This window comes from Candidatus Competibacter phosphatis, from assembly GCF_012939995.1.
Classification (GTDB): Bacteria; Pseudomonadota; Gammaproteobacteria; order Competibacterales; family Competibacteraceae; genus Competibacter; species Competibacter phosphatis.
Window position 1 is genome coordinate 23,753 of record NZ_SPMZ01000003.1, and the last position, 10,214, is coordinate 33,966.

At 58.5% G+C, this 10,214-nt stretch carries 7 protein-coding genes and 1 pseudogene; 6 read left to right on the forward strand and 2 right to left on the reverse strand.

The genetic code is table 11. The features are described from left to right. Nucleotides 1-108 precede the first annotated feature (108 nt). Nucleotides 109-789 carry a DUF554 domain-containing protein gene (locus tag E4P82_RS00795; protein ID WP_246327269.1) on the reverse strand — a complete coding sequence of 227 codons (681 nt, stop codon included), beginning with the start codon at nt 787-789 and terminating at the stop codon, nt 109-111. A gap of 40 nt (nt 790-829) precedes the next feature. Further along, nucleotides 830-1,630 carry a sulfite exporter TauE/SafE family protein gene (locus E4P82_RS00800; RefSeq protein WP_281383624.1) on the reverse strand — a complete coding sequence of 267 codons (801 nt, stop codon included), beginning with the start codon at nt 1,628-1,630 and terminating at the stop codon, nt 830-832. Nucleotides 1,631-1,844: 214 nt separating this feature from the next. On the opposite strand from E4P82_RS00800, the gene E4P82_RS00805 reads away from it, so the two are divergent. The 6 genes and pseudogenes from E4P82_RS00805 (at nt 1,845) to E4P82_RS00830 (ending at nt 10,149) form a co-directional block, all read left to right on the forward strand. Then, a complete protein-coding gene (locus E4P82_RS00805; protein ID WP_169247125.1) occupies nt 1,845-2,795 on the forward strand; it encodes a complex I NDUFA9 subunit family protein in 951 nt (316 codons plus the stop codon). Nucleotides 2,796-3,308: 513 nt separating this feature from the next. Then, entirely contained in the window at nt 3,309-4,418 is a 1,110-nt protein-coding gene (locus E4P82_RS00810) for a hypothetical protein (protein WP_169247126.1), read from the forward strand. Nucleotides 4,419-5,025: 607 nt separating this feature from the next. Beyond that, the gene (locus tag E4P82_RS00815) at nt 5,026-7,041 is read left to right on the forward strand and encodes a sensor histidine kinase (RefSeq protein ID WP_169247127.1); all 2,016 of its coding nucleotides are present in this window, start codon (nt 5,026-5,028) and stop codon (nt 7,039-7,041) included. Continuing rightward, nucleotides 7,038-7,658, forward strand: coding sequence for a response regulator transcription factor (locus E4P82_RS00820; protein ID WP_169247128.1), 621 nt, complete (start codon nt 7,038-7,040; stop codon nt 7,656-7,658). Before E4P82_RS00815 ends, E4P82_RS00820 begins: the two co-directional genes overlap by 4 nt. A gap of 283 nt (nt 7,659-7,941) precedes the next feature. After that, complete coding sequence (locus tag E4P82_RS00825; protein ID WP_169247129.1) at nt 7,942-8,331, forward strand: response regulator; 390 nt, start codon at nt 7,942-7,944, stop codon at nt 8,329-8,331. Nucleotides 8,332-8,536: 205 nt separating this feature from the next. After that, nucleotides 8,537-10,149 (forward strand): annotated as a pseudogene (locus E4P82_RS00830) (arylsulfatase). The last annotated feature ends 65 nt before the right edge of the window (nt 10,150-10,214 follow it).

Consider the following 10,214-nt stretch of genomic DNA (forward strand, 5'->3'; position numbering starts at 1 on the left):
CTCATCGAAACAATAACGAAGGCGGTGCCTAACACCACCCGTTTCAACCTAATGTGCATGACGGTTTTTTCGCCTTGGATGCCTGTGAGAGTGGATGCGGCGCGAAGTCTAGGGAAATAACAACGCGCCAACGATGGCATATAGCAACGCTGGCAGCAGGTTGCCCACATGAATCCGGCCGATTTCCAATAAATTGATCCCAATGCCGAGAATCAGCAGCCCGCCGGTGGCGTTGACGGTATCCAGCACCGCCGGTTGCGACAGGAACGCCAATTGCGCCGCCAGCAGGGTGATGCCGCCCTGTACCAGCAGCACCGGCAAGGCGGAGAACATCACCCCGACTCCCAGCGACGAAGCCAGCGCCACCGAGGCGACGCCATCCAGCAAGGATTTGACCAGCAGCACGCTGGGGTCGCCGATGGTGCCGTCCTGAATCGAGCCGACGATGGTCATGGCGCCGGTCAGATATAGCAGGGTGGCGGTGACGAAGCCTTCGACGAAGCGGCTGGAGTTGGAACGCAAGGTCCGGCTCAGGGTTTCGGCTAGGTTATCCAGCCGCTGTTCGATGCGCAGCAGTTCGCCGGTGACGCCGCCTAGCAACAAGCAACCGATCGCCAGCAGGGTGTGTTGAGCCTCCAGCGCCATGCGCAGGCCGATGGCGACCACGGCCAGCCCCAGCGCCTGCATCAACACGATCTTGATGCGTTCCGGCAGTCGCGTTCCGGCCGCCAAGCCGATGGCACTGCCCGCCACCACCGCGCCGGTGTTCACCAGGGTGCCAATCATCATCTGTTCTCCCAGGTTGCCCGCGAGTGTTTGAGCACCGCCTTCAACCCAGCAGCATCTTGACACCCACCAGCGTCAGAAACGCGGCGAACACCTTCTTTAGCATTTCGGTGGGTAGGGTATGGGCCAGCTTCGCGCCCAGCGGCGCCGACAACATGCTGGTCAGCGTGATCCCGACCAGCGCCGGGCCGTAGACGTAACCCAGGCTCCAATCGGGCCGGCCGGCGGCGTTCAGCCCAGTGACGACGAAGCCCAGCGCGCCGGCCAGCGCGATCGGCAGACCGCAGGCGGAAGAGGTGGCCACCGCCTGGCGGATCGCGATATTGCACCAGGTCAGGAAGGGCACGGTCAGCGAGCCGCCGCCGATGCCGACGATGGCCGAAACCGCGCCGATCACACCGCCGGCGGTCAGCATGCCGGCCGTGCCGGGCAGCTCGCGATGCGGCGCCGGCTTGGCGCCGAAACCCATCTGCGCCGCCACCGTCAACACGAACACGGCGAATACTTTGCTCAACACCGCGCTGGGCAGGGCGTCGGCGATGGCCGCCCCCAGCCAGGCACCCACGACGATGCCCGGCGTCAGTCGCCAGAAGATCGGCCATAGCACCGCGCCCCGTCGGTGATGGGCGCGCACCGAGGAAATCGAGGTGACGACGATAGTCGCCAGCGAAGTACCGATAGCCAGATGCATGACGATGGCGTCGTCGACCTGCTGGTGATGGAAAATCCAGGCCAGGGCCGGCACGATGATCAATCCGCCGCCCACGCCGAGCAGGCCGGCCATGACGCCGGCGAACAGGCCCAGCGTCAGGTAGAACAACAGCGTCGACAGGATCGCTTCCAAGATCGGGTTATCCTTGTTGCATCAATAATTGCCGAGGAGGAGCGCGTCGCCGATCTATGCTAAATTTTGCCTCGAATCGGCCGCCGAACCCACATTAAATGCGCGGCGCTATTGTAAGGGCGAATCACCGGGCATGTCCCCGCCCCAACAACGATCATTCCGTGGCGCCCATCCGCTGCGGGCGGCATAAGAACAGTGAGGAGCAGGCACAGGCATGAAAGTTCAAAAAATCTGCGTGTTGGGTGGCACGGGTTTCGTCGGCCGGCATCTGGTCGCGCGGCTGGCCAATCGAGGGTATCCGGTCAAGGTCCTGACGCGCTATCCACACCGACATCGGGAAATCGAGGTGTTGCCCGGCGCGGAGCTGGTCGAGGCGGACGTGCATGATCCCACAGTGCTTCAACAACACTTCGCGGGCTGTAACGTCGTCATCAACCTGGTGGGCGTTCTGCACGAATACTCGCGGCAAAGCTTCCGCGCCGTTCATGTCGAACTGCCCGGCAAAGTGGCGGAAGCCTGCCACGCGGCCGGGGTCAAGCGCCTGCTGCACATGAGCGCGCTGGGTGCCGACGCCGCCAAGGGGCCGAGCCAGTATCTGTTCAGCAAGGGCGAGGGTGAACAGAGAGTCATGCAGGCCAAGGATCTGGCCGTGACCGTTTTCAAGCCCTCGATCATCTTCGGGCCGGACGACAATTTCTTCAACCAGTTCGCCAACATGCTCAGGCTGGCCCGCGTGCTGCCGTTGGCCTGCCCGAACTCCCGTTTTGCGCCGGTCTATGTCGGCGACGTGGCGCAAGCGTTCGAAACGGCGTTGGAAAACGACGCGACCATCGGCCAGAGCTACGAATTGTGCGGACCGCGCGTCTATACCTTCAAGGAACTGGTCGAGGACATCGCCCGGATGCTGGAACTGAAGCGGCGGGTCGTCGGCCTGCCGGATTCGCTGGCCCGGTTGCAGGGCAAGATTCTCGGTCTGATGCCGGTGAAGATTTTCACCACCGACAATTTTCTTTCCCTGCAGGTGGACAGCGTCTGCTCCCGCAACGGGATGGAAGCGATCGGCATCGTCCCTCGTTCGGTCGAGAGCATCATGCCGATGTATTTTGCGCAGCAAACCCAGCGTCGCCGCTACGATGCTTTCCGTAGAACCGCTCGGCGCGGATAGAGTCGGGCGGCGGCGGTAATGACCCATCCCCGTCCTGTTGGGGCGGGGAATTTCGAATTTCAACGATGTCGGATTCCCGCCTCAATGAATTGAATCGATTTCAGCATAAAGCTGGACATAAAAATCCGGTGGGAATGAGTGTTCGGTAATGCGTATCATGATCAATCGGCCGAGCGCAAGGCTCTTGAGTCAGATTCATTTCACCAGCTAAAAGATATAAAATAAACTTGTTGTTTATCAACGTCTCTACGCTATTATCCGGTGACTAATCCATCCGATTTGGGCACTTGGCCTTGTTTATCAATATGCTTGAACTATACAAATAAGAAAGATTTGGACCGGATTGAACCCCATCGGGCCACTATGACCCGCTTCTTGATAGCCGTTTCATTGTCGTTGATCGCTCATGACGATATAAGCTGATAATTACAAAAAAACTTTTTTTAATTGGCATTGATAATGCCTCTCATTGGCAATGGTGCTAATCGACCATCACATCGAGGAGAATGGATAATGCTGAAGACCATGCAACAGAATAAGCTGTTGATCGCTGGCGCCCTGTTCGCCGCAAGTTACGCGGGCTCCGTGCAGGCCATCAGCCAAGCCGAACCTGGAGAGGCCATACTGATTCCTTACATGCTGTATGATTCAGCTAAAGGTATCAATACCTTAACGGGTATCACCATACCTTCGACGCTGGGCAACGACCCCACCCAGATCGAGATAGGGGGGTTTGCGAACCCTGATCCTGGTTATACCACGGCTCATAGCCAGCGCAACAATGATTGCGGACTCACCGGTGCGCCCAACAACACCGGTGAAACCGGAGTGATCAGTTGGTGGTTCTTTGACGACATCGGCGCCCTTAAGCACAAGGGCACGCTGGTCACCGGCTGCGATGACTTCGTGGCGGTGGACTGGGGAAGCATCGTCGGCAGTTCCGGCATTCCCTCGCTCGATGGGATGTTGGGATATATGGTGTTGGCGAATAATGTGGCGACCAGTGGCGCGAACCCTCCACTCTTTGCTATGTACGCCGATACCATGGTGATTCGCGGCAACTGGCAGTCAGCCGCCTACATTCCCACTTTGCCTTTGACGGACGATGCCACGAACGTAATGCTGCAGGGCAATAACGAGATCGTGTACACTGGTGGCGAACCGACGGCTTATGCGCCGCTGAGCAGTGGCATGGCCTTGGACGACGATGATGGAAATACGAATAGCATAGTGCGCTTCGATATGCGCTACTTCTTGGACCCTAGCCTCAACAGTTCCACCGAGTTGGTGGTCTGGCTGGGCCGAAATTGTCGCGGTGGTGCCGACGGCTGCGATCGACGCAATATCCCGGTGACGACCTTCGATACTGATCGCCTCTCCGTGGCCGGGGCTATGAATCTGAGCAGGATACTCAACGTGATCGATCCTTCGACCTTGGCGCGGCCCAACAATGCCACTGCCGGCTTTGTACGGGTGCAGATGCCCGAAGTGTCGGACAGTAACGCCGGTGGTTTCGAGGGTCCCGACAGTGCCGGGGTGGCCTTTGCGCTGATCCGCTTCAGCACGCCCGGTAATTCCGAGCAGGTGCAGACGATCCTGGCCCACGAGCGTGGAGTGAAATAGCCACCCGAGATAAACCGCCTTGAGCAATATGGGATGTTTCAGAATCCAAGACACCGCCGAGCTTGGTACTCGCTCCTTGGGCTGAAGCTGAAACAAGGCATTCCGGGAAAACGCTTGCTTCGAGCTGAGATCATTGAAGCATTTGACTGGAGTGGCTCTCTCCACCAAACCCCTCCCCCATTTGTGGGTGGGGGGTTGTTCTTTTAGCCTCAAAAATGACTGATGGAGTCACCTCAATGGCTGGGCGGTGGGGTGAGTAAAATGCATATCCAGAAGATCGGATGAAAACTCTTGACTCTATGGGTGCGCGTTAATCGATTAGTTCGGAAAACGCCTGGTTTTCCAGGCTCGACGATTGTTATCGACTTCTTTATTGATCGATATGAACGCGGAGTCTCGATTTAATATCAAAGTCTGAAATATACCGGTTACTTGTCACCCACCGTGTTTGAATGGCGTTTTTATCAATCTTAAATCATCGACAGTTGCTCTCATTGGCATCCACTATTGCCAGCCGACCTCGGAACATCGATGAGGATCGATTGCCCACGGACACGCGGCCACGCTATCACCAACTATCGGCCTGGGACGATACAGGACGGAGATCATGGCCGCGATCGTGATTAATGGCGTGTGGGGATCGATAAGCGCCGCGCTCATGCCGAGCCGCTCTACGTTGGTTCCTTGGTGGTGGGGGCGGGGGTTTGCTAGACTCAAGAGTGCGGCCATCGTCAGGTGTGTCATGATGATCGCACTGTTGATCGTACCCACGATAGTATCCGCGCAGGAACGGGACGGCGAAGGTGCATCGCATCGCGTCGTCATCCTGAACACAGCCGACCCCTATCTGCCGGCGTTCCTCGCGCTGGATCGCGGTTTGCGTGAGGCCATCACCCGCGCGGAGCACGGAGTGCCCGCCGAACTCTACGCCGAAACGCTCGATATGTTTCGTTTCCCGCGGACGTTGCTCGCGGAAGATGTAATTGCGCTGCTACGCAAAAAATATCACGACCTGAAGGTGGATGTGGTCGTCGCGGCCGGGTCGATCGCGTTCGATTTCGCCCAGCGCTATCGTGCGGAAATCTGGCCGGGCGCGGCAATCGTTTTTCACAGCGTGCCGGCCGCCTCACTGGAAAAACGTGACCTCGATCCGCACACGATCGGCGTTCCGGTCCGGCTCGAATTTGGACAGACGCTCGATCTCGCATTGCGTTTACGGCCCGCGACGCGACGAGTCGTCGTCGTCGCCGGCATTGCCGAGCCGGACAAGGGGCACTTGTCGGTCGTTCGGGCATTGCTCGAACATTACGTGGGAAAACTGGAGATCCAGTACCTCGTCGGTCTCACGCTCGCCAAGACGATCGCGGCGGTGGGTGATCTTTCCTCGGACGCAATAGTGCTCTATTTAACGATGTTTCGTGACGGCGACGGCGTACCGCTGGTACCACGCGACGTGCTGGCGCGGGTCGTCGCGGTCTCGCGCGCGCCCGTCTTCGGCGTATACGAAACGTATCTCGGCCATGGCATTGTCGCCGGCTCAATCGCGAGCTATGCCGAGCAGGGACGGCGCGCGGGCGAGCTCGTCGTCAAGGTGCTGAACGGAGAAGACTCCTCCGTCATTGGCGTCCAGACGCCGGTCACGTCTCATTGCATCGCCGACTGGCAACAATTACGCCGCTGGGGCATCGCTGAGAGTCTGTTGCCAGCGAACTGTGAGATTCGATTCAAGGAACTTACGGCCTGGGATCACTATTATTGGCAGATACTCACTGCGTTGACCGTGATTTTGGCGCAGACCACCTTGATCGTTGCGCTCATGTTGAACCGTCGGAGACTCCGGCGGGCTCAAACCACCTTGGCGGACGAGTATGCTCGACGCACGCGGGCGGAGGGGCTGGCGGCCCGATTACGCGAAAGGTTGGCACGATTCAGCAAGGAGCGCAGCCTGGGTGCCATGGCTACCTCGATCTCCCACGAGATCAATCAGCCCCTGATTGCGATTCAGAACTATGCGCAGGCAGTCAAGCGACGCCTTCAGAACAAGGTTGACGACAAACCAAAACTCGTTGAGCTTTTCGCGAAGATCGAGGAGCAGGCAGAGCGGGCGGGAGCCATCACTCAACGCGTTCGGTCGCTGGTCGGCACGAGCGATGTGCGGTTGCTGCCTGTGCCTCTTTGTCCCTTGGTCGAAGAGGTGATCCGGATGATGGAACCGGAGACCGAACGCCGGGGGTGTCGCATCATCCGCCAGTTCGCAGGCGACTTTCCCGTGGTTCTTGCCGACTCTTTGCAAATTCAGCTTGTCCTGGTCAACCTTTTGCAAAACTCGATGCGGAGTATTTGCTCGAACGAACGATACGACAAACAGGTGTTTGTTAACATGGACGCGATTGATGATCGGGAAGTCCAGGTCAGCGTGACGGATCAGGGTCATGGCGTTCCGCCGGATCGAGTCGCGGACATCTTCGAGCCCCTCTATTCCGGTACCAGCGGTGGCATGGGCATGGGACTTGCCATTTCCAAAGCGATCATTGAAGAAGCCCATGGAGGGCGGCTCTGGTACGAACCGAACCCGACTGGCGGCGCCATTTTCCGATTCACCTTGCGGAGATCCGGTTCATGAGGAACGCACGGGAGCAAATGGTATTCATCGTCGATGACGATACCGCAGTGCGTGATTCGATCCAGGAGTTGGTCGAATCCGTGGGTCTGCGGGTGGAGGGTTACGCCTCGGCGTTCGCGTTTCTGGATGACTTTCAGCCGCAGTACTCGGGTTGTCTGGTGCTCGACGTGCGGATGGCCGCAATGAGTGGTCTGGCCCTGCAAGAGAGGCTGAACGAGTTGGGGTTCAGAATTCCGGTCATCATGCTGACCGGTCACGGTGACGTTCCGATGGCGGTTCAGGCGATGAAGGCCGGTGCCGTCGATTTCATTCAGAAGCCCTACCGGGACCAAGCCTTGTTGGATAGCATCAACGCCGCCTTGGTTTTGGATGCCACCGCCAGACACTTGTCCAATGCGGCGGAGTCTCTCGAACACCAGCTTGCCACCTTGACGGAACGAGAACGGGAGGTGCTCAATCAGACTCTCACGGGCTCGACCAGCAAGGAGATTGCCCGCGAGTTGAGTGTCAGCCCACGGACCGTGGAGGCGCACCGTCAGAACCTCTTGCGTAAGTTGGGAATTGGTACCGTCAAGGAACTGATGCTTCATCTGGTTCCTCGGGAGCGAAGCCGCTAGGGTTTGCAAGAGAATCACCGATCGATTTTGCGAGCCGATTCCCCGCCCGGCGTGGTGGCTCGGATCTTTGAAAACCATCCTCCATGACCGACTCGACTACGTACGTAGACTCGGTGGTTAGCCGAATACTTCCCGCTCCACTTGTCGGTTAAAGTCATCAGCACTTTGATCGTCAAAGGAGACGCCGTGAAGGCGATCGTTGTTCCAAGCGCCCATCGTGCGGGCACGCGCTAGAGCCCTTCCTTTCCTTTCTTTCTTACGCCAAGGCAAGTCTGAGGCTTCCATGGCAGATAAGACGGTCTTCATTGTCAGCGAGGACCCCGCAATCCGTGATTTGCTATCGGGGCTTGTTGTGGCGGCGGGACTGCGCGCCGAAGCGCTGCCCTCCATGGAAATGTGGTTCGAAACTACCGTGCCAGAGCTTCCGGATTGCTTGGTGCTGGATGCAAGCGTAGGCGACTTGGTCGAGCCGGAGCGACTCGCGGAGTTCGCTTGGGCGTGCGCCAGGATACCGGTTGTAGTGTTGGTCCACCGAGGCGCCGTGCAGACGGCGGTGCAAGCGCTCAAGCACGGTGCGATGGACGTGTTACAAAAGCCTCTCCGCGTCGAAATCCTATTGGAACGCATCAAACAGGCGGTCGTGGAGGGAGGAGACGAGGGCGCGACCCGTTGACCCCGTGCCCGACAGCTACGTACGTAGTCAACAGCGTAGAACCGTTTGACCCTACCCACTATAACTAAAACGTCAGAATGACATTCAGTGCACACCGCTGCGAAGCGGCCATGCGCTACTTGACCTGTGGGAAGCTGAAAGCGGATAGACCGTGTAGCACCGCATTTAATTCTGTAAGCGAGTAGAAGGAGGTCCGCAAGTGAAAATGAAAGTGAAACTGGCAGCCCTGCTGAGTATCGCAGCACTCGCCGCAATGGGGCTCGCTGCCGGTAGCGCAGTCGCTGCCGAGGAAAAAAAGCCCAACATCCTGGTCATCTTTGGTGACGATATTGGTCAATCCAACCTTAGTGCCTACACGCATGGATTGGTCGGCTACAAGACACCGAACATCGACCGCATTGCCAAGGAAGGCATATTGTTCACCGACTACTACGCCGAGAACAGTTGCACTGCGGGGCGTGCGACGTTCATCACCGGGCAGTCCGCGTTCCGGACCGGCTTGACGAAGGTCGGGGTGCCGGGCGCCCCGATCGGCCTTCAGGCCCGCGACATCACCATCGCACAGGCGATCAAGCCCCTCGGCTATGCCACGGGTCAGTTCGGCAAAAACCACCTGGGCGATCGGGACGAGTTCCTGCCGACGAACCACGGCTTCGACGAATTCTTCGGCAACCTCTACCATCTGAACGCCGAGGAGGAGCCGGAGCGTCCGTACTGGATGAGTAACAACCCCGACTTCCTCAAGTCCTACAACCCGCGCGGGGTGATTCACAGTTTTGCCGATGGCAAGATCACGGACACTGGCCCGCTCAACAAAAAAGCGGATGGAAACCATTGACGATGAAACCACGGCCGCCTGCATGGATTTCATTGATCGCCAGGTCAAGGCGCAAAAGCCTTTCTTCGTGTGGATGAACTTCACGCGGATGCACATTTTCACCCACGTCCGCGAGGCGTACCGCGGCAAGGGGGGGTATGGGCCGGGGTAACGAGTACGCCGACGGCATGTGGGAGATGGACCAGAACGTCGGCAAGTTGCTCAAGCAACTCGACGACCTGAAGATCGCCGACAACACCATTGTGGTGTTCACCACCGACAACGGGCCGAACCTCTTCACTTGGCCTGATGCCGCCAGCTCGCCGTTCCGCAGCGAGAAAGACTCCAACTGGGAAGGCGCCTTCCGGGTGCCGGCGATAGTCAAATGGCCGGGTCACATCAAGCCTGGTGAGATCGTCAACGGGATGTTTTCTGGGCTGGACTGGTTCCCGACGCTGATGGCTGCGGCCGGGGACACGACCATCAAGGAGCGGCTGCTGAAGGGCGCCCAGATCGGCGACAAGACCTTCAAGGTCCACTTGGACGGCTACAACCAGTTGCCGCTGCTGACTGGTCAGACCGACAAGTCGGCGCGCGAGGAGTACTACTACTTCGACGACGACGGGGAACTCGTGTCGATGCGCTACGATGTCGTCCTGCCGGACGCGGCCAATCCGACCGCCTGGAAGCTCGTTTTCGCCGAGCAACGCGCGGTCGGAGGGTTCGACATCTGGAGAAACCCGTTCACCAGCCTGCGCACACCCAAGATTTACAACCTGCGCATGGATCCCTACGAGCGCGGCGACATCGGTCCGACCAACAACTGGAATGAGTGGAACACGCAGAACGTCTACCTGATCTTCGAGGGAATTCGGCGAGCGTCGGAATTCCTGAAGACCTTCGTCGAATATCCACCGAGCCAGAGTTCAGCCTCCTTCTCGATCGACAAGGCAGTCGAAAAGCTCAAAATGGAACTGCAACAGCAGAAAGAGAAGAAATAGGGTCGCAGTGTTTGACCATGGACTCGCCGGCCCTTGCGGCCGGCGAGTTGTGTTGCGCTCTAAGT

Bases quoted from the DNA above. Each gene is read 5' to 3' on its own strand.
- E4P82_RS00820 (WP_169247128.1), top strand. From the start codon at position 7,038: ATGAGGAACGCACGGGAGCAAATGGTATTCATCGTCGATGACGATACC.
- E4P82_RS00825 (WP_169247129.1), top strand. From the start codon at position 7,942: ATGGCAGATAAGACGGTCTTCATTGTCAGCGAGGACCCCGCAATCCGT.
- E4P82_RS00810 (WP_169247126.1), top strand. From the start codon at position 3,309: ATGCTGAAGACCATGCAACAGAATAAGCTGTTGATCGCTGGCGCCCTG.
- E4P82_RS00795 (WP_246327269.1), bottom strand. From the start codon at position 789: ATGATGATTGGCACCCTGGTGAACACCGGCGCGGTGGTGGCGGGCAGT.
- E4P82_RS00815 (WP_169247127.1), top strand. From the start codon at position 5,026: ATGGCCGCGATCGTGATTAATGGCGTGTGGGGATCGATAAGCGCCGCG.
- E4P82_RS00805 (WP_169247125.1), top strand. From the start codon at position 1,845: ATGAAAGTTCAAAAAATCTGCGTGTTGGGTGGCACGGGTTTCGTCGGC.